Below are 19,073 nucleotides of genomic sequence, written 5' to 3'. Positions count from 1 at the left end.
TGTAAATTAAAAATAGGTATCAATAATTAACTGAAAATTAATTCTTGACAGATAATGCAATTATTAATACCATTATATATGTATATACATTAATTTCAATGGTAATCGAACTTTAATTTTTTATTAATATATGTATATACATATATTGAATTCTTAGAAGGAGAATGTTTATGACATTACAAGAACAAATAATAGGAGTATGGTCACTTATTTCCTATCAGTCCAAAGATAAGGAGGGGAATATCATATACCCACTGGGAAAAGATGCGACAGGATTTCTTATGTATCATCCAGAAGGTTACATGTCGGCGCAGCTGATGCGACAAAGACGCCCGGCATATGTATCAGGTGATTCACATAAAGGAACGAAGGATGAAATGGCTGAGGCTGCGTTAGGGTACATGTCCTATGCAGGGAAATATGAGGTGATCGAAGAAACAAATACGTTAACCCATCATATGGAAGTAAGTATGGATCCGACTTGGCTCGGACAACAGCAGCCGCGTATTGCTTCAATTGAAGGAGATATTCTTAGAATTCGCAACGGTTTAAATCCAAACCAAAAGCTTATTTGGAAGCGCATTCCATAGTATTTTATTCCGAACATAGCACAGAAGACATTTAAAAGGGGTTGATAATGGCAAAAGGGTGAAGCTATATCGAGCCTATTAGAGGTGTAGATAAACAATTCAATTCATAGGGTTATGCTGGAAAAGTTAATATAAAACTATTCGTATTCAAAAATATACGCTTATAGGGAGGGGATTAGTTTGGCTAAACAAACACTTTTTCTGGAGGATTTAAAAGTAGGTGATGTGTTTATCAGTGAAACGTATGAATTAAGTACAGATAAAATAAAAGCATTTGCGCACGAGTTTGATCCACAAGTTTTCCATTGTGATGAAATTCTGGCAAAAGATACTTTTTTTAAGGGTTTAGCTGCGAGTGGTTGGCACACTGCTTCGATTACGATGAGTTTATTGACAAAAAGCCTGCCTTTTGCGCATGGAGTTATTGGAGCAGGAGGAGAAATCAAATGGCCACGTCCTACTCGCTCAACTGATGTTCTACATGTGAAAAGCACCATTAAAGAAATCAAACCTTCTAAAACGAAACCGAACCAAGCTCTTTTATTTGTGGAATGTGAAACGATAAATCAACATAATGAGGTTTGTCAACATTTAGTTGCTAAACTTTTAAGTTTTCGTAGGGGAAGATAAAAGTGCACATAATGCGCTGATTATGTGCACTTTTATGTTGAAGTGAGTAAAACCTTATCTCCCGCTCAACTGCATAATCGTCATATCATCCATCGGTGGGTTATGGAGTCCTGCACGCACGTCACGGTAATAACGCTGTAATGGATTTTGTTTCGATAAGCTGCGTGCACCGACAACTCGCATTGCCAAATCAACAATATGAATCGCCTTATTTACGACAGATAATTTAACTGCACCAAGCTCAGGTCCCATCGTTTGTCGGATTGTATCTCCATTTTCATCCCATTTTCTTGCAACAGAATAAAGGAAATGCTCCGATTCTAATACAGCAAGCTCCATTTCGCCTAATTTTTGCTTTATATTTGGTAAATCAGCGATTGTTCCTGTAATACTATTAGGCGAGTAAGTTGTTGCAAACTGAACTGCATAAGCTTGTGCGGCCCGTGCTATTCCAAGATAACATGCAGGAATATGTAATAGCCAACCAGCGGGCTTTTTTCGACCTGGTTTGATTCGTTCCACAAGGTCATCAGCATCTACATGAACGTTTTCTAAGACTAAGTCATGGCTTCCACTTCCGCGCATTGCGATTGAGTCCCATGTTTCATCAACACGCACACCTTGTTTATCATGTTTTATCAAGAAATTCCCAACTTGATCTTCACTATCAATGGAAGCACTGACTATAAAATAATCAAGAATGGGTGAGAGTGTCGTGAAGGTTTTTCTTCCATTTACAATCCAGCCACCTGTTGTTTTCGTTGCGAAGGTTTCCGGTTTGCCACCGCGCGTTGGGCTTCCGGTTGCCGGCTCAGAAGCGGCGTTATTTAATAATGCGCCATGTTTAACGACATCTCTAGCAACAGTTGCGTAGCGTCCTTCAGGCCAACGTTCATTTTCACCGAGATGCTTGACAATGCCCATATGCCAGCCGATTGAAAGTGCTGTTGAGCCGTCAGCCTGGGCAATGACTTCTTGATGCTGCAGCATTTCAGTTAGCGATATTTCCATTCCGCCAAATTGCTTTGGAACTGTTAAAGCAGGATAATCAACTGCTTTTAAGTCTTCAAAATTTTCATGAGGAAATGTCCCGTTTTCATCATGCACCTGGGCGCGAACTTTGAAAGGTTCAACTGTTTTTTTTAACAGTTCTATTCGTTCTGACATAGTATTTAATGTTGTAAGCTTCATTTGTGATCCTCCTGTACATAAAAGAATTGGTTTCTAAATCTTATAAAACAGATTGGATTAATATATCTATTATTTCATTCCTTCTTAAAAAAGTAAATTGAAGTTGTTAGTTAAGAAAATATCAATTTTGGAGTATACTCTTAGTATCCCCTAAAAATGTCGTAATGAAAGCTGACAGGTAATAGGGAAGCAGCATGTGTCTAACGGAGGTGATTGGGTTGGATCCTTTAGAGGTTATGTTAAATCTGAAGCAGGTAATACCATATTACCAACCGGTTATCAGTGCGGATACGCAATTGATTGTTGGTTATGAAGTACTTCCATTATTTAAAGAAGAAAACGGCAATCTAAAGCAGTTGGACTGGTTTTTTGATGACGGTTCAATCCCTGGAGATTTCCACTTTGAACTGAATAATGATGTTCAACAAAAGGCATTGCATACGTTTATGGAAAGTGATCAGTCAATGAATCTGACATTTTATTATAATGCTAGACTATTAATGAAAGATGATGGAGAATCATTGCTAACTCTTTTACAATCTAGTGCCCAAAAAGGACTGGATTTGCATAAAATTATCATAGAAATAAAGGAGGCTTCAATCACGGAGCAAAGCAATGATTTAAGAAAGCTCATCAAATATATGAAGACGCTTGGTATTCGGATTGCCATTGATGTTGAACAACGAAATGCTAGTTTAGAACGTTTAGTTCAATTAGAACCAAACATTGTAAAAGTAGATGCTGGATTTTTAGATGATGACCTATTACCGCAGCTATATGGCGATGTCCATCATTCGTTATCGATGCTTTCTCGTAAAATTGGAGCAGCACTCCTGTTTAAGGGAATCACTACATATAGTCAATTAAACTACGCATGGCGTCATGGTGGGCATTATTACCAGGGAAGTTATCTAAAACAGCCACAATCTAATTTTGTCGAAGCAGATTGTTCTCAAGAAAAGATTAAAACAGACTTTCAACGGTTTGTATTATTTGAACGTAAAAAAATGAAAGCCCAGCTTGAATTAACCAATTGGATTAATGAGCAATTTAAAATGATGTTGCCATCTGTAAAATCAGATGATTCTTATGATGATATTATCCTGAAAATTGGTGAGGCATGCACGAACTTTGCTTTTCGTATCTATATTTGTAATGAGGAAGGGATTCAACTGTCATCAAATGCAGAGAAAAATGCTATAGGAGAGTGGGAACTGCATTATGAAGGTAGGAATAAAAACTGGAGCTGGCGCCCGTACTTTTTCGAAAATGTGATGCGTATGAATGTCGAGAAAAAAGGGCTCTTATCTGACTTATACACAGATATTGAAAGAGATGAACGCATTAGAACCTATTCGTTCCCGATTTCAGAAACGTTGTATGTATTTTTAGATATTCCATATGCTTATTTGTATGAACAAGAAGGTTTGCTATAATTAACTGTTTGAAAGTCCAAGAATGAATCATTGTTTGTATACTATGTAAAAAATCCATTTTGCAACAGCTTAGTCAAAGTCAAAATGGATTTTTTTTAATTGGTATATTGGCCGTTTATCCTTATGGTAAAATAGAATTTCTATTTAGACTTAGATAAGATTAATAAATTTCAAGAAAATAAAAAAGCTGATAAAAAATCAGCCTAAGGTAGTATCATATGGGATGATCTTGCATTTTTTAGTGTTGCGTGATCTTTCCTCGGATTTCTCCATTCGGGTATGATTTTGAATGGATGTTGACGTATGCTTTTCCAGCATTCATTAGATCAACTAAGTCTGAGATTGATTTATCTTTGAGTGGTCCAGTAAGATCAGCGGATGTTAGGAACCCCTCTAAAATAGTTTCTTGTTCTTCAAGACTGGCAGCTTCACTGGATAAAAAAGCGACGACAGGTCCATTAATATTTCTGCGTCCGACATGAATATGTGCTTGCGTCATATTGTTAATATTATTGGCAGCAAGTCGATAGCGGATTTCATTCCCATTTCTACTCACATGAAAGAGTGTTGTACCATCAGCATATGTCCGAACTGGTGGTGACTCTTGTGAGCCTGTTAATTCTGCAATATAAAAATAGTCATTATACATCAAGATTACCCTCCATTTATAGTTATCAATAAGCTCCATCCGGATTTGTGAAACGAAGGCATTTACTAAAGGAAGCTCGCGATCCAAAGTATGAGAATTCTTAAAAGCAGGAACTTATTAAAATCCCTTCAACGAATGCCACGTTTTCTAATGTATTCTATTACCAAGAAGCAATTTTGCTTGTACGACTATCCCTATGTAAATGGTTTAGTATAATTTTGGCTAACACCTATAAGGAATAGGTGCGTTTTAAAAAGAGGAATAAAGGGAATATATGGTTCATGGCGTACCTAAAATAAATTTTAATAGGTATGGCATAATAGAGATGAAACTACATAAAAAGGAGCGAAAACATGGCGAATATTATTTTTACCTCACCTAGTAAGTATATTCAAGGGAAGAATGCATTAAAAGATATTGGACAGCATGTTAAGTCAATTGGCAAAAAGCCTTTAATCCTTTCAGATGAAACCGTTTGGAAAATAACAGGCTCCACAATAGAGAAGAGCTTGAAAGCAGATGATTTAGATTTTCATTACGTAGAATTTAATGGAGAAGCTTCATTAAATGAAGTAGAAAGAATTGTAAAAGATGGGAAGAACGAAGCAGTTGATAGCGTCATCGGAGTTGGCGGAGGAAAAACACTTGATACAGCGAAAGCAGTTGCTGATGGTCTGGCAGTGAGTGTTGTGATTGTTCCTACAACAGCATCAACTGATGCACCAACCAGTGCTTTATCTGTTATTTATAGTGATGAAGGTGTGTTCGAGTCCTATAAATTTTATGATAAAAATCCGGAGTTGGTACTCGTAGATACGAAAGTGGTTGCAGGTGCTCCACCACGACTATTTGCTTCTGGAATTGCGGATGCAATGGCAACATGGGTAGAGGCAAGAGCAACAATTAAAAGCAATGGAGATGCAATGGCAGGCGGCAAGACTAGTATTGCCGCACGAGCAATTGCTGAAGCCTGTGAAAAAACATTATTCGCTTATGGACAAGCAGCTTATAAAGCAGTGCAAAAGGGCCTGGTCACGAAGCATGTGGAAGCCGTTGTTGAAGCGAACACATTGCTATCCGGTCTTGGTTTTGAAAGTGGTGGACTAGCAGCTGCACACGCAATTCATAATGGTTTTACCGTACTCGAGGGTGATATTCACCATTTGACACATGGTGAGAAGGTAGCGTATGGAACATTAACGCAGCTCGTGTTAGAATTGCATTCACAAGATGAAATACTTAAATATATTGAATTTTATCGAGCGCTTGGATTACCTACAACATTAAAGGAAATGCATTTAGAAGAAGTATCCTACGAAGATTTGCGAAGAGTTGGAGAAGCAGCTACACAGGAGGGAGAAACAATGGGAAATCTTTCCCAGGATGTTACTCCAGATGATGTTGCTACGGCAATTCTCGCGGTGGATCAATTGAGTAAAACTAAATGAAATAAGAGAGTAAGGCGGTTACCAGCCTTACTCTCTATTACTTTCCTGAGGTTTTGAATCTGTTTCACGTTGTGGCTCGATATCCTGGTTTGGATCATTGTTTTTTTGCTTTTGCTCTAGCGAGTCATCGCTTTGTTTTTCTTTGTCTTGATTGGACATGTTATCACCTCGCTGACAAACTAGGATGTATTTCTATATAGTCCTGTAACCGTTGTAGCTCCATTTCAAACATGATTCGACCGAAACAAATTAAATTAGAATGCCGGAGTTTTTTAAGTCCTTACAAGCAGCTTCAATTTTAACGATTGAATCGGATTCAAGAGTATGCAGGTGAATTCCATTGGTTAGTGCAGATAAGTATGAAGCATCCGTGGACTGGATCTTTTTGATAAACTCGTCAGCTTCCTTTCGATTGCTGACCCGAATCGAAGCGGTTATGTCACCATATACAGGATGTTCTACAATAACGTCTTTGATCGTTACCCCATGGTCAACAATCAAGTATAGCTCTTCTTGTGTTTGGCTAGCATCATGCTTACAGGCAATTACTTGTTGCTTTTGATTATTTGTTTGCTCGTTAAGATAGAGATACCCTTGGCTTGTTGCGATAATCGGTTCGTTTTTCGCCTTTAATATCGACACATCCTGAACAATCACCTGTCTGGATACGTTGGTAAGTTTGGCGAAATCACTGCCACTTATTGGTTGATCCGATTGCTTTAGTTTTTGTATGATGAGCTGCTGTCTTTTTGCTGAAGGCATTTTTTCGTGCTGCATTTTATTGCCCTCCTTAAACATTTCTGTGACATTTAGTCCAATTACGTGTGATTTTGTAAGTAGTACTTGATAATATATTAATTCTATGTAAATATAGATGTCAAGACAGATGACTATTTATCTAGTAGCTGAACCTAGATTTGTCTCTAGAGGATTGCTAGTCTTTCTAGAAGTAAGCGTATTCTAATGTCTTTAATGTGAAAACAATCACAATCAGACTGACAACAAGTGAAGGAGTAACGATTATGAATCCAATCAAACTACGAAAAGCACTCGAAACATTTTTAATCGAAGATATTGGTGATCAAGATTTGACGAGCGATTCTATTTTCCCAAGGGAACAATTGGGAACAGGCTTGTTTATCGTGAAAGAAGCGGGAGTTCTTTCTGGACTCTCTATTATTAAGGAAACCTATCATTTACTGGATTCTGAAGTGGAGGTGGAGCTACATTTTAATGATGGTGATAAAATTGAAAAACAAACGGTGATTGCAAAAGTTTATGGATCTGTCCGTTCCATACTTTCTGGAGAGCGTGTAATCTTAAATCTTTTGCAGCGTATGAGTGGAATTGCGACGATGACGAACCACTGTGCAGAAGCCTTAAACGATCCATCGATCAGTATTTGTGACACAAGAAAAACAATGCCAGGTCTAAGAATGTTTGATAAATATGCAGTTACTTCTGGCGGAGGGAAGAATCATCGAAATGGATTATATGACGGTGTGATGATTAAAGATAATCATATTTCCTATTGTGGATCAATTACACAAGCGGTTGAAAAAGCACGTGCTGCACTTGGTCATATGATAAAGATTGAAGTGGAAACAGAGAATAAAAGCGAGGTATTGGAAGCCGTAGATGCAGAAGCAGATGTTATCATGTTCGATAATCGCAGTCCAGAGGAAGTAAAAGAATTTGTCGATCTTGTACCCGCTTCTATCGTAACCGAAGCATCTGGTGGAATTACGCTTGCTAATCTAGCAACGTATGCAAATACTGGGGTGCAATACATATCATTAGGTGCATTAACACATTCTGTTCAAGCATTGGATATTAGCTTGCAGGTGAATAAAGGAAGTAAAAAATAAAGCCAGCAACAGGAGGCCGTTTGATGAACAAAACCATCGTTATTGCAATTATTTTTGGGTTTGTTTTCCTAACTGCATGTGAAAAAGATAACGAACAAGAAGCAAAAGGGGCGGTTCAATCGGAAGCGACTTTTCACACAACGATTGTTGGTGGAAGGGTTGGTGGTGCTTGGTCTGTTTTTGCTGAAGGAATCGCAGAATCAATTCGCAGGGAACATGAAGGAGCTATTATTACGGTGGAACCAGGTGGAATCGTGGAAAACCCACTAACCGTCGCTACGGGAACTGTTCCGTATGGATTATCCTATGCGATGACTTCCTACGCAGCATATAGTGGTGATGAGCCATATGATCAGCCCTATGAAGATATTCGATCTGTAAGTGTTGTGATCCCGGCAAACTACTACCAATTTATAGTTGCTGCGGACGTTTACTATGATTCCTTTGAAGAGATGATTAAGCAAAAAGCTCCAATTCGATTGGCAGTCGATCAAAAGGGAGCAGCCGGTGAAATTATTACCCGCAACATTTTAGAAGCATATGGAATCTCCTATGGTGACATTATTTCTTGGGGAGGATCGATTGATTATTTATCTGGATCGAAAACATTTGAAATGATGGCCGATAATCGGATTGACGCTAGTGGAGATGCGGTGTCAGCGCCTTCAAGCGATATTATCGAAGCGTCAACATTGATGCGTCTGAAAATGCTTGAATTAAATGGAAAGGTGATCGAGCGTGTATCCGAAAAGCTTGGCATGGATGCAGGAACGATTAATGCTACTGCATATCCCTTTTTAGAGGAAGACGTAGCGACCGTTAGCACCCCGGCAATACTTATTGCGCATAAAGATGTTCCGGAAGAAGATGTCTATCAGATGACAAAGGCGATCTATGAAAACTTTGACTATCTTAGAACGGTACACAAGGAATTTAATAGTCTATCAGAAGATAACATGATGAAAGTTGGTAATGTGCCACTGCATCCAGGTGCGGAAAAATTTTTCCGAGAGAAAGGAATGCTTCCATAATATTATTTTGTGTTCTATTGAGGGCGCGCCAGATTGCTTGCTTTAGAAAAGATTACTAGGTTTTGCTTTTTCTCGAAAGGAGTCATTGCGTTGTGAACAGGAAAGCAGTATTAACCAGATGGCTGGTGGAAGGATACAAGCGTAATCTATCCAGCCTCCCAATGAAGCTTTTTATATTTTTTGCTTTTGGATTGTCTGTTTACCAAATTTGGTCTGTAATTTTTGGGAATCTTGATCCACTTAATCAAATGGCAATCCATTTAGCATTTATTCTTGCACTTACATTTTTACTTTATGGCTATTCAAAAAAGGAAGCAGTTCGAAGTCATAAGCCTAGCTTGATTGACTATTCCTTTGTTGTGTTGGCATTCAGTGCGGGTATCTATTTCACGTTCCATGCTGAGCGGATTGCAGTTCGAATACCAATTATGAATCCATTAACAGGTTGGGATCTCTTTTTCGGACTTGTGTTTATTGTTTTAACGATTGAGGCAACACGACGTACGATTGGTTTTCCAATTATTGTTCTTGTGTTTATTGGGTTTGCTTATACATTGTGGGGCCATCATTTCGATGGGCTATTTGGTCATCGGGAAATGTCTGCGGTTGAGTTTATTGAAAAGCTCACATACGGCTTTAATGGACTTTGGGGATCGCCAATTTCTGTAGCGGCTTCATTTGTGTTTATGTTTATGTTGTTTGGTGCGTTCTTGCAAAAATCAGGTGCCGGGGAGTTTTTCTTTCGGATTTCAACAGCTATTGCAGGAAGAACGCGAGGAGGATCTGCAAAGGTAGCAGTTCTTGCTAGTGCATTTTTCGGCTCTATTTCTGGCAGTCCTACAGCAAATGTTGTGACTACGGGTAACTTTACGATTCCGGTTAGTAAAAAATCAGGTTATACACCAGCGGTTGCAGCAGCAGTGGAGGCTGCTGCCTCTACAGGGGGAAGCATTTTGCCTCCGATTATGGGATCATCGGCGTTTTTAATGGCCGCAGTGACACAAATGTCATATGGGTCCATTGTAATTGCAGCATCGATTCCTGGCGTTCTATATTATGTTTCTTTATTTGCGATGGTTCATTTTGAGGCCATGCGCCTTGATTTACCAAGACCTGCCAAGGAAGATATTCCGAAAGTCAGCGAAGTGCTTAAAGAAGGCTGGTTTTATTTTATTCCATTAATTGTACTAGTTGTTCTCTTAGTGCAAGGTTACAGTGCTTCACGTACAGGATTCTATGGCCTCCTTGCAGTAATCATTGTTAGCTGGTTTCGCAAAAAGACACGAATGGGCGTGCGAAAGACTTATGAGGCATTAGTGGATGGCGCAAGGTCCTCAATTCCTGTAACAACAGCCTGTGCCGCCGCAGGTCTTATTATTGCTGGTATTATGACAACTGGTCTTGGTGGAAAGGTAACGAGTATTGTGCTTGGATTAACAGAAGGGATGTTGTTTCCGACATTAATTCTTGTGATGCTGATTTGTATCGTATTAGGGATGGGAATGCCGGTTGCTGCTGCATACATCCTAACAGCGATGCTTGCAGGTCCAGCCTTAATCGAATTAGGGGTGTCAGTGATAGCTGCACATCTCTTCATTGTGTACTTTTCAATTTTTTCAGCAATTACCCCACCTGTTGCTGTTGCCGCATATGCCGCAGCGGGAATTGCCGAGGCAAACCCGAACCGCGTAGGACTAGAGGCTGTCAAACTAGGTATTGTCGGTTTTGTTGTCCCATTCATGTTTGTCTTAGAACCCGCCCTCTTAATGGACGGAAGTTTTGTAGAAGTATTACTGGCACTCTTGACTGCTGTTATTGGTGTCACGGCTCTAGCAGGAGGGGTGATTGGCTGGTTAAAAACACGGACGAATGTTTTGGAGCGGATTCTATTAGTTGTGAGTGGTGCGCTATCTATGTATGCAAATCTATGGACGAGCGCACTTGGTATCGTAATTATTATTTTAGTCTATGTTTCACAGAATAAAAGAAAAGAAGAAGTGCCTGTTAGAGCTACTGAACTTCGATCTTAGTCAGCTTTATGGAATGAGGTGTTATCAAGGTAATATTGTAGCTTGATAACACCTCGTTTTGTATGTTATGAAGTAGGAGAACGAGAGCTGCCAAGACTTCAGGTAGTTCGAGAACACTGAATCAACCTACGCGCAAGCCTTTACTTCTAACCCCCTATCATATAAAATTTATAGTAAAATAAAAATATAGAATTGAATTTATTTTTACATATTTTAAAAAATGTGCATTTAACAATACAGCATGAGGATTTAGCTCTCGAATAATGATCCTCTACCTTAAAAAAACGAGGGTGAGCCGATGAACATTACCTATCTACTATTTTTTCTCTGTATTGTCGTTAGTACCTTAATTATTACCTATTGGGCGGCAAGGCAAAGTAAAACAACCAACCAGTTCTATATTGCTGCTGGTAGTTTAACAGGTACACAAAATGGGATGGCAATTGCAGGGGATTATATAAGTGCAGCTTCCTTTCTAGGAATTGTTGGTACCATTGCGATTAATGGCTTTGATGGTTTCTTGTATGCGATTGGATTTTTAGTTTCATATTTAATTGTATTGTTCTTTATTGCTGAGCCAGTACACCGCTTGGGCAAATATTCACTAGGAGATGTGATTTGCGCACGCTTTCCGAGTTATAAAATGCGTGGAGTGATGGCTGTTGGTGCATTAATCATTTCGGTTCTCTATATGATTCCTCAATTAGTCGCTGCAGGATTGTTGATTCGTTTATTGTTAAATATTAATTATTCCACTTCTGTGTTAATTATAGGATTATTAATGACTATTTATGTTGTTTTTGGTGGAATGTTTGCCACATCATGGGTCCAAATCATCAAAACAGTATTACTTTTATCTGGCACATTTCTACTCGCACTCATTGTTTTTTCTCGGTTTAATTGGAGTATTTCAGCCCTCTTAGAACAAGTTGCACTCGGTTCTCCATTAGGTGATCAATTTTCGTTACCAGGTCATTTATTTAATAACCCGATTGAAACGATTTCGCTTCATCTTGCCTTAATTCTTGGTACTGCCGGCTTGCCACATATTTTAATTCGATTATTTACCGTCCGTAATACGGTAGAAGTGCGCAAATCTCTCTTAACTGCGAGCTGGATTATTGGTGTGTTTTATTTGATTGCGCTTGTTTTAGGGCTGGGTGCGGTTGCACTAGTTGGGTTTGAGAAATTGATTTTGCTTGATCCATCCGGAAATTTAGCTGCACCATTATTAGCGGAGAACTTGGGTGGCGACTTTCTAATGGCATTTATCGCTGCGATTGCCTTTACAACAATTGTAGCGGTTGTAGCTGGTTTAGTCATTTCGGCTACGACTGCTTTCTCGCATGATATTTATTTTCATATCCTTAAAAAAGGTAATACAACAGAGAAGAAAAGCTTACGTGCTGCGCGCTGGACCGCTTTTTTTATTGGCCTTCTATCAACGTTATGTGCACTGGGGTTAAGGAATATGAATGTAACGTTTCTTGTTTCGCTAACATTTATTGTTGCAGCATCTAGTAATCTGCCAGTACTTTTATTAACCATCTATTGGAAACGGTTTAATCAAACTGGAGCAATTACTGGAATGGTCTGTGGCTTAACAGCATCTTTATTGCTGCTATTAGTCGGACCACACGTGATGAATTTAGATGGAGGTTGGATTGCAAGAGATGCCATCATACCACTCTATAACCCAGGAATAATTGCAATACCAATTGGATTTTTAGGGGCGTATTTTGGAGCGGAAATATCTCGTAAAGGACAAGAAGATACGGTTCCATTCCATGCTTTCTATCTAAAATCACAAACAGGGATTGATGCAAGGAGAGATCGTCCGTGATGTATTTGACAATCGTTTTATTCGAACGTTTAGGTTTATTATTGATTATTGCCTTTGTCCTTACAAGAAGCCCTGGATTTAGGTCACTGCTTTATCGTGAATTTAGTTTTAAAATGGCAGTTATTCATGCGTGTGTGTTTGGTTTGTTTGGAATTGCAGGGACACTAACCGGAGTCGTTATCGGGAGTGACTTTACGGTAGTCCAAGCATTTGTTTGGGATGTAAGGGATAATCAAATGGTTGTTAGTTCTAGTTTAGTTGCTATTGTAATTGCGGGGTTATTAGGAGGACCAATCGTTGGTCTTGGAGCTGGGATTATTACTGGTACGCATTTGTTTTTTCTAGGGGGGATAGGATTTTTAGCGAATAGCCTCGTGAATCCCCTAACAGGAATAATGGCAGGATTTACGGCGCGATTTTTTTCACAAGAACGAGTTATCTCACCAATAAAAGCACTATTTATTGGGATTTTCCCACCCATTTTACTTATGCATTTATTACTTATTTTTGATTCGCAGGATAGGGAAATGATTGCCATGATTAATACGATCGGATTACCAGTTGTATTATCGAATAGTATTGCCATTGCAATTTTTACAGCAATGATTGCCATTGTAATGCGAGAGCAGGAAAATGAAGCGGCATTTGCAACAAAGCAAGCATTGACGATAGCAGAAGAAGCACTACCTTTTTTAAAGGAAGATTCCTTTCAAAAAAAAGCTGAAGGGATTGCGGGTCTTCTCTATGCCCGTTTAAAATTAGCAGCGGTTACGGTTACAAATGAAAAAGAAGTAATGGCACATAAAGGGATAGGGAGTGACCATCACAAGAAAGGTAACCAGTTAACGACAAAACTATCACACCGGGCAGTGGAAACCCAGGGGATGCTTGTTGCTTATTCACAGTCGGAAATTCAATGTTCCAATAAAAATTGCCCATTAGAAGCTGTCATTATTATTCCAATATTAGAAGCGAGTAAAACAATTGGACTGATAAAATTATACTTTCTTAAAGCACAGCATATTCGTCCGGTTGAGCTCATGCTAGCAGAGGGTCTCGGACAATTGATCGAAAATCAATTAAAAACAATCAAAGCGGAAAGGATTGAATTACATACGCGCGATGCAGAGCTGAGTAGTTTACAAGCGCAAATCAATCCGCATTTTTTATTTAATACCCTGCATATGATTGCAGCATTATTTCGTAAAGACCCTGAAAAAGCAAGACATATCACCGTTCAATTAGCGCACTTTATGCGGTTCAATTTGAAGCTTGTCTCCACACATCTCGTGCCACTTACAAAGGAAGCGGAACATGTCAAAGCATATATTGCGATTATTCAAACCCGATTTACGAGTCGCTTGCAAATTAAATTTACACAGCCAGAAGGAATTTCCCATCTGCTTATTCCACCGTCATCAATCCAGCCACTTGTTGAAAATAGTGTCGGGCATGGACTGGAGCACGTTACAGAAGGAGGAAGAATTGAAGTAACGATGGAACGAAAAGGTGATCGAATGAAAATAAGTGTTCGAGATAACGGGCGAGGGTTTTCTGAAGAAATTCTATCTCAGGTTGGAAATGTTGTGCTGAGGGAAAACCAGCATGGCGGGACCGGTTTATATAATGTGAATCAGCGCTTAATAAATCTGCTTGGTGAGGAAGCACGCTTACATGTTCGGAATTTACCTGGGAGTGGTAGTGAGGTTTATTTTACGATCCCATATAAAGAAAGGTAGGTTTTATATGAAAATTCACACGATAATTGCGGAGGATGAACAACTGGCACGTGAAGAATTAATCTATTTATTAGAAAAAGAACAAGATGTAAAGCTGTTGCCAAGTGCGGAAACTGGGGAACAATTAGTAGAGCTGTACCTTGAACATGAACCAGATGTTATCTTTCTTGATGTCCATATGCCAGGTATGCGTGGTGTAGAAGCAGCGAAGAAAATAACAGAGCTTGCTTACATGAAAGTCCCATTATTTGTTTTTACCACTGCGTATGATGAATATGCAGTAGAAGCCTTCGAAATAGAAGCGATTGATTATATGCTGAAGCCATATGATACAGAACGGTTTCAAACAGCAATGAATCGTATCCGCAAACGAATGCAGCAAGTAGAGAGAAATGGCCAGGATTTATCAATTCAAGGCAGGACTCAGGCGACGAAATTATTGATAGATGATAACGATCGAACGGTTGTTTTGTCTCCGGATGCAATTTATTATGCCGTTCCATTCAAGCGGATGTTAGAGATACATACAGAGGATAAGATAATTCACAGCAGGATGACATTACAAGAGCTGGAAAAGAAGCTTCAGGGCTATGCTTTCTTTCGGACCCATCGCAGTTACCTTGTCAATTTGAATCATGTCCAGGAGATTACACCTTGGTTCAACGGAACAAGTAATGTCACATTAAAAGATAAAAAACAAACAACAATTCCCGTTAGTCGGGCAGCGAGGAAACATCTTTTTGATCTATTTGGAAATTAACCATTAATAACACTATTAAAACAATTCAATCGTAAATTTAAACCATTGAAGCGGATTTCCTCACTTGTATGTCAACTTCCTTTATAATCTCGGTAAGCGCTTACAAAAAGCTGGAAATATAATAAAGGGAGGAAATACAGAGTGACTGAGACATTTGCAGCCGTTAAAGAGAAAGTAAATATGCCAGATTATGACCAAGCATATCAGGAGTTTAATTGGAAAGATGTAGAGAAGAACTTTTCTTGGTACGAAACTGGAAAAGTAAATATGGCTTATGAAGCAATTGATCGCCATGCAGAGAGCTGGAGAAAGAACAAAGTTGCACTTTATTACAGTGATCAAAATCGGGACGAAAAATATACATTCCGGGATTTGAAATTACGATCCAATCAATTTGGGAATGTATTGCGAACTATTGGAGTCGAAAAAGGTGACCGAGTTTTCTTATTCATGCCACGATCACCCGAGCTTTATATTAGTTTGCTAGGGATATTGAAAAATGGCTCCATCGTTGGCCCATTATTTGAAGCTTTTATGGAGCAGGCTGTACGGGATCGGTTAGAAAATAGTGATGCGACGACGTTGATTACAACGAAGGATCTTTTGCCGCGTGTGCCATATAAAGAGCTTGCTCATTTGAATCAGATTATTTTAGTTGGTGAAGATGAGCTGCCAGATAACACGGAAGATATTAAGTTTTACAATTACGAAACAGAAATGAAAAAAGCCTCGCGTGATTTAGAAATTGAATGGGTAGACCGTGAGGACGGAATGATTTTACACTATACCTCTGGTTCAACTGGAAAGCCGAAAGGGATCTTACATGCTCATAATGCAATGATTCAGCATTATCAAACCGCTAAATGGGTATTGGATTTGCAGGAAGAGGACATTTATTGGTGTACAGCTGATCCTGGGTGGGTAACTGGTACCTCCTATGGGATTTTTGGACCTTGGTTAAACGGCGCATCCAACCTCATTCGTGGTGGGCGTTTTAGTCCGGAAGATTGGTATTTAACGATTGAAAAGTACGGTGTCACGGTGTGGCTAAGTGCCCCAACAGCATTTCGTAGATTGATGTCTGTAGGTGATAATGTTTCAGAAGAATATGATCTAAGTTCATTGCGGCATATTTTAAGTGTTGGTGAACCGTTAAATGCAGAAGTCGTACATTGGGGAATGAAAGTTTATAAATTGAGGATTCACGATCATTGGTGGATGACAGAAACAGGTGGCATTATCATTGCCAATTATCGCTCCATGGAAATGAAGCCAGGTTCGATGGGCAAACCATTTCCAGGTATTGAAGCTGCAATTTTAGATGATGCAGGCAATGAACTTCCACAAGGGCAAATGGGTAAGCTCTGTGTAAAAGCTGGATGGCCATCCATGCTTCGAGCGGTATGGAAAAATGAAGAACGCTTTAATCAATATTTTCCAGTAGATGGTTGGTTTGAGTCAGGGGACTTGGCTTCAATGGATGAAGATGGGTATTTTTGGTTTGGTGGCAGGGATGATGATGTTATTCAAACTTCAGGTGAACGTGTTGGGCCATTTGAAGTCGAAAGCAAGCTCGTTGAACATCCTGCTGTTGCAGAAGCGGCCGTAATTGGAAAGCCTGATCCGGTCCGCGGCGAAATTATTAAAGCATTTGTTGCCTTAAGGGATGGCTATACGAAAACAGATGAATTGCAAGAGGAGCTTCGATTATATGTTAAGCAAGGGCTTGCGGCACATGCTGCACCTAGGGAAATTGAAATACGGGACTTTTTACCAAAAACAAGAAGTGGAAAAATTATGCGCCGTGTCTTAAAAGCATGGGATCTCGGTTTGCCAACAGGTGACTTATCAACGATGGAAGAATAGAGGTTAGTAAACTATTTTAGGGATGGAAAGGTTTTCTAAGACAGGGAGCTTAGAAAACCTCCTAGCTCAAAATCCGAGGAGGATGCATATGGGTGCAGAAAAAGAATATAAGCAAAAGGTTACAAAAGAGGTAGACTATGTTCAAGTAACCGAAAGTAAATCTTTTAAAAAGCTAATGCATGATCGGAAGAAATTTATTGTACCATTAACAATCTTTTTCCTAGTATTTTACTTTTTACTGCCAATTTTAACTTCTTATACGACCTTTTTAAATACACCAGTGATTGGAGATATTTCTTGGGTATGGCTGTTCGCTTTGGCTCAATTTGTGATGACATGGGTGTTATGCACAGTTTATGTGAAAAAAGCTGCTTCCTTTGATAAGCAAGCAGACCAAATTATAAAAGAAATGGATCAAGGGGGAGATGGTCGATGAGCCCTACAGTCATAATACTTTTTCTCGCAATTGTTCTATTAACACTTATCATCACTTTTTTTGCAGCCAGGAGGACGCAAACGGCTGGTGATTTTTATACTGCCGGCGGTGGACTCACTGGCATGCAAAACGGCCTAGCAATTGCAGGTGACTATTTGTCAGCGGCATCCTTCTTAGGAATTGCGGGTGCCATTGCACTATTTGGATTTGATGGGTTTTTCTATAGCATTGGATTTTTAATTGCATATTTAGTTGTGCTATTCCTAGTTGCTGAACCGTTGCGTAATCTTGGTAAATACACACTTGCTGATATGATTAATTCTCGTTTTGATGCCAGGAAGGTTCGAGGAGCGGCTGCGCTGAACACAATTACTATTAGTACGTTCTATATGATCGCACAGCTTGTTGGTGCTGGGGCACTCATCCAGCTATTGTTTGGCATAGATTACTGGATGGCTGTACTCATTGTTGGTGTCATGATGACAATCTACGTATTATTTGGCGGTATGATTGCAACGAGTTGGGTTCAAATTGTAAAAGCTGTACTACTAATGGCTGGGATGGTCATCATGACATTTCTCGTATTATTGAAGTTTAATTTTAATATTGGACAGATGTTTACCGATGTAAAGTCTGTAACGGCACATGGGGAAGCATATTTAATGCCTGGTTTACAGTATACAGAACCACTTGGTACATTATCACTTATGTTGGCGTTAGTTCTTGGTACAGCAGGATTACCACACATTCTTATGCGGTTTTTCACGGTTAGAGATGCGCAAACAGCAAGAAGTTCAGTTGTTATCGCAACATGGGTGATTGGTATCTTCTATGTTCTCACCCTGTTTCTCGGTTTTGGAGCAGCGGCATTTGTTGGTTATGACACAATTATTGCAGCAAACCCTGGTGGGAATATGGCTGCACCGCTACTCGCACAAGCAATCGGTGGAGATTTCTTGTTTGCCTTTATCTCGGCAGTTGCCTTTGCCACTATATTAGCGGTAGTGGCCGGTCTTGTACTATCCGGTGCATCGGCATTCGCTCATGATTTATACGGTCAAATTATAAAAAAAGGGAAAACAACGGAAAAAGAGCAAGTAAGAGCAGCTCGTTACGCATCATTAGCCGTATCTGTTCTATCTATAGTCTTAGCATTATTTGCACAATATTTAAATGTAGCATTTCTAGTTTCACTTGCCTTTTGTATTGCTGCAAGTGCAAACTTACCGGTTATTCTTTATACTGTATATTGGAAAAGATTCAATACTGCGGGGGCAGTTACAGCAATGCTGACGGGATTACTATCTGCATTACTTCTTGTATCGATTAGCCCAAGTGTTTTTTCACCAGTTGAAGGTGCAGCATTATTTGTAGGAGAACCAATTTTCCCGCTTACAAATCCAGCACTTGTATCGGTACCACTTGGGTTTCTGGGAGGATATTTAGGAACGATATTATCGAAAGAAACGGATAAGAAACGTTATGCAGAAGTGAAGGTGAAGGCAAATACAGGTTATAAGCGGAGTGGTGTGAGTCACTAGAGAGAAATAGAAAAA

General features: G+C 39.3%; 17 protein-coding genes. 13 read left to right on the top strand and 4 right to left on the bottom strand.

Going from position 1 to position 19,073, the window contains the following annotated elements:
- The first annotated feature begins 170 nt into the window (after positions 1–170).
- A complete protein-coding gene (locus D1B32_RS21165) occupies positions 171–590 on the top strand; it encodes a lipocalin-like domain-containing protein (RefSeq protein WP_095307588.1) in 420 nt (139 codons plus the stop codon).
- A 180-nt stretch (positions 591–770) separates the two neighbouring features.
- On the top strand, positions 771–1,220 hold the full coding sequence (locus D1B32_RS21160; protein WP_095307586.1) for a MaoC/PaaZ C-terminal domain-containing protein: 450 nt from the start codon (positions 771–773) through the stop codon (positions 1,218–1,220).
- Between the two features lie 54 nt (positions 1,221–1,274).
- On the opposite strand, the gene D1B32_RS21155 is transcribed toward D1B32_RS21160, so the two are convergent.
- Positions 1,275–2,411, bottom strand: a complete 1,137-nt coding sequence (locus tag D1B32_RS21155; RefSeq protein WP_095307585.1) for an acyl-CoA dehydrogenase family protein — start codon at positions 2,409–2,411, stop codon at positions 1,275–1,277.
- Between the two features lie 218 nt (positions 2,412–2,629).
- Between D1B32_RS21155 and D1B32_RS21150 the strand changes: the two genes are divergently transcribed.
- Entirely contained in the window at positions 2,630–3,847 is a 1,218-nt protein-coding gene (locus tag D1B32_RS21150) for an EAL domain-containing protein (protein WP_118890380.1), read from the top strand.
- A 238-nt stretch (positions 3,848–4,085) separates the two neighbouring features.
- Here the strand turns inward: D1B32_RS21150 and D1B32_RS21145 are convergent, their stop codons facing one another.
- Complete coding sequence (locus D1B32_RS21145; protein ID WP_158586311.1) at positions 4,086–4,496, bottom strand: CHRD domain-containing protein; 411 nt, start codon at positions 4,494–4,496, stop codon at positions 4,086–4,088.
- A gap of 353 nt (positions 4,497–4,849) precedes the next feature.
- Between D1B32_RS21145 and D1B32_RS21140 the strand changes: the two genes are divergently transcribed.
- Positions 4,850–5,944, top strand: a complete 1,095-nt coding sequence (locus D1B32_RS21140) for a glycerol dehydrogenase (RefSeq protein WP_095307579.1) — start codon at positions 4,850–4,852, stop codon at positions 5,942–5,944.
- A 27-nt stretch (positions 5,945–5,971) separates the two neighbouring features.
- Here D1B32_RS21140 and D1B32_RS24490 read toward each other — a convergent pair whose 3' ends face one another.
- Together D1B32_RS24490 and D1B32_RS21135 are read right to left on the bottom strand one after the other, a co-directional pair.
- A complete protein-coding gene (locus tag D1B32_RS24490) occupies positions 5,972–6,103 on the bottom strand; it encodes a hypothetical protein (RefSeq protein ID WP_262366407.1) in 132 nt (43 codons plus the stop codon).
- A gap of 90 nt (positions 6,104–6,193) precedes the next feature.
- Positions 6,194–6,721, bottom strand: a complete 528-nt coding sequence (locus D1B32_RS21135; RefSeq protein ID WP_095307577.1) for a transcription repressor NadR — start codon at positions 6,719–6,721, stop codon at positions 6,194–6,196.
- A gap of 245 nt (positions 6,722–6,966) precedes the next feature.
- Here D1B32_RS21135 and nadC point away from each other — a divergent pair, with 245 nt between their 5' ends.
- The 9 genes from nadC to D1B32_RS21090 all read left to right on the top strand — a co-directional run bounded on the left by nadC (position 6,967) and on the right by D1B32_RS21090 (position 19,058).
- Positions 6,967–7,812, top strand: a complete 846-nt coding sequence (nadC, locus tag D1B32_RS21130; protein ID WP_095307575.1) for a carboxylating nicotinate-nucleotide diphosphorylase — start codon at positions 6,967–6,969, stop codon at positions 7,810–7,812.
- Positions 7,813–7,835: 23 nt separating this feature from the next.
- Positions 7,836–8,843: a TAXI family TRAP transporter solute-binding subunit gene (locus D1B32_RS21125; protein WP_095307573.1), complete on the top strand. Its 1,008-nt coding sequence runs from the start codon at positions 7,836–7,838 to the stop codon at positions 8,841–8,843.
- A 92-nt stretch (positions 8,844–8,935) separates the two neighbouring features.
- Complete coding sequence (locus D1B32_RS21120; protein WP_118890379.1) at positions 8,936–10,873, top strand: TRAP transporter permease; 1,938 nt, start codon at positions 8,936–8,938, stop codon at positions 10,871–10,873.
- 298 nt (positions 10,874–11,171) lie between these two features.
- On the top strand, positions 11,172–12,716 hold the full coding sequence (locus D1B32_RS21115; RefSeq protein ID WP_118890378.1) for a solute symporter family protein: 1,545 nt from the start codon (positions 11,172–11,174) through the stop codon (positions 12,714–12,716).
- Positions 12,716–14,455 (top strand): LytS/YhcK type 5TM receptor domain-containing protein, encoded by a 1,740-nt coding sequence (locus D1B32_RS21110; protein WP_240033868.1) that lies wholly within the window; start codon positions 12,716–12,718, stop codon positions 14,453–14,455. The genes D1B32_RS21115 and D1B32_RS21110 overlap by 1 nt, the downstream gene beginning before the upstream one ends.
- 7 nt (positions 14,456–14,462) lie before the next feature.
- Positions 14,463–15,215: a LytR/AlgR family response regulator transcription factor gene (locus D1B32_RS21105; RefSeq protein ID WP_118890376.1), complete on the top strand. Its 753-nt coding sequence runs from the start codon at positions 14,463–14,465 to the stop codon at positions 15,213–15,215.
- Between the two features lie 180 nt (positions 15,216–15,395).
- Positions 15,396–17,081, top strand: a complete 1,686-nt coding sequence (acsA, locus tag D1B32_RS21100; RefSeq protein WP_118890389.1) for an acetate--CoA ligase — start codon at positions 15,396–15,398, stop codon at positions 17,079–17,081.
- An 88-nt stretch (positions 17,082–17,169) separates the two neighbouring features.
- A complete protein-coding gene (locus tag D1B32_RS21095) occupies positions 17,170–17,517 on the top strand; it encodes a DUF485 domain-containing protein (protein WP_095307563.1) in 348 nt (115 codons plus the stop codon).
- Positions 17,514–19,058 carry a solute symporter family protein gene (locus D1B32_RS21090; RefSeq protein WP_095307561.1) on the top strand — a complete coding sequence of 515 codons (1,545 nt, stop codon included), beginning with the start codon at positions 17,514–17,516 and terminating at the stop codon, positions 19,056–19,058. Before D1B32_RS21095 ends, D1B32_RS21090 begins: the two co-directional genes overlap by 4 nt.
- Positions 19,059–19,073: the final 15 nt, after the last annotated feature.

The organism is Oceanobacillus profundus (genome assembly GCF_003515705.1).
GTDB classification, from domain to species: domain Bacteria; phylum Bacillota; class Bacilli; order Bacillales; family Amphibacillaceae; genus Oceanobacillus; species Oceanobacillus profundus.
This window is presented reverse-complemented; position numbering and strand designations above follow the sequence as displayed.

What these genes read in the sequence shown, in the direction of transcription:
- D1B32_RS24490 (WP_262366407.1), bottom strand. Translation starts at nt 6,103, where the DNA reads ATGTCCAATCAAGACAAAGAAAAACAAAGCGATGACTCGCTAGAGCAA.
- D1B32_RS21145 (WP_158586311.1), bottom strand. Translation starts at nt 4,496, where the DNA reads ATGTATAATGACTATTTTTATATTGCAGAATTAACAGGCTCACAAGAG.
- D1B32_RS21105 (WP_118890376.1), top strand. Translation starts at nt 14,463, where the DNA reads ATGAAAATTCACACGATAATTGCGGAGGATGAACAACTGGCACGTGAA.
- D1B32_RS21110 (WP_240033868.1), top strand. Translation starts at nt 12,716, where the DNA reads ATGTATTTGACAATCGTTTTATTCGAACGTTTAGGTTTATTATTGATT.
- acsA (WP_118890389.1), top strand. Translation starts at nt 15,396, where the DNA reads ATGCCAGATTATGACCAAGCATATCAGGAGTTTAATTGGAAAGATGTA.
- D1B32_RS21115 (WP_118890378.1), top strand. Translation starts at nt 11,172, where the DNA reads ATGAACATTACCTATCTACTATTTTTTCTCTGTATTGTCGTTAGTACC.
- D1B32_RS21095 (WP_095307563.1), top strand. Translation starts at nt 17,170, where the DNA reads ATGGGTGCAGAAAAAGAATATAAGCAAAAGGTTACAAAAGAGGTAGAC.
- D1B32_RS21155 (WP_095307585.1), bottom strand. Translation starts at nt 2,411, where the DNA reads ATGAAGCTTACAACATTAAATACTATGTCAGAACGAATAGAACTGTTA.
- D1B32_RS21090 (WP_095307561.1), top strand. Translation starts at nt 17,514, where the DNA reads ATGAGCCCTACAGTCATAATACTTTTTCTCGCAATTGTTCTATTAACA.
- D1B32_RS21140 (WP_095307579.1), top strand. Translation starts at nt 4,850, where the DNA reads ATGGCGAATATTATTTTTACCTCACCTAGTAAGTATATTCAAGGGAAG.
- D1B32_RS21165 (WP_095307588.1), top strand. Translation starts at nt 171, where the DNA reads ATGACATTACAAGAACAAATAATAGGAGTATGGTCACTTATTTCCTAT.
- nadC (WP_095307575.1), top strand. Translation starts at nt 6,967, where the DNA reads ATGAATCCAATCAAACTACGAAAAGCACTCGAAACATTTTTAATCGAA.
- D1B32_RS21125 (WP_095307573.1), top strand. Translation starts at nt 7,836, where the DNA reads ATGAACAAAACCATCGTTATTGCAATTATTTTTGGGTTTGTTTTCCTA.
- D1B32_RS21135 (WP_095307577.1), bottom strand. Translation starts at nt 6,721, where the DNA reads ATGCAGCACGAAAAAATGCCTTCAGCAAAAAGACAGCAGCTCATCATA.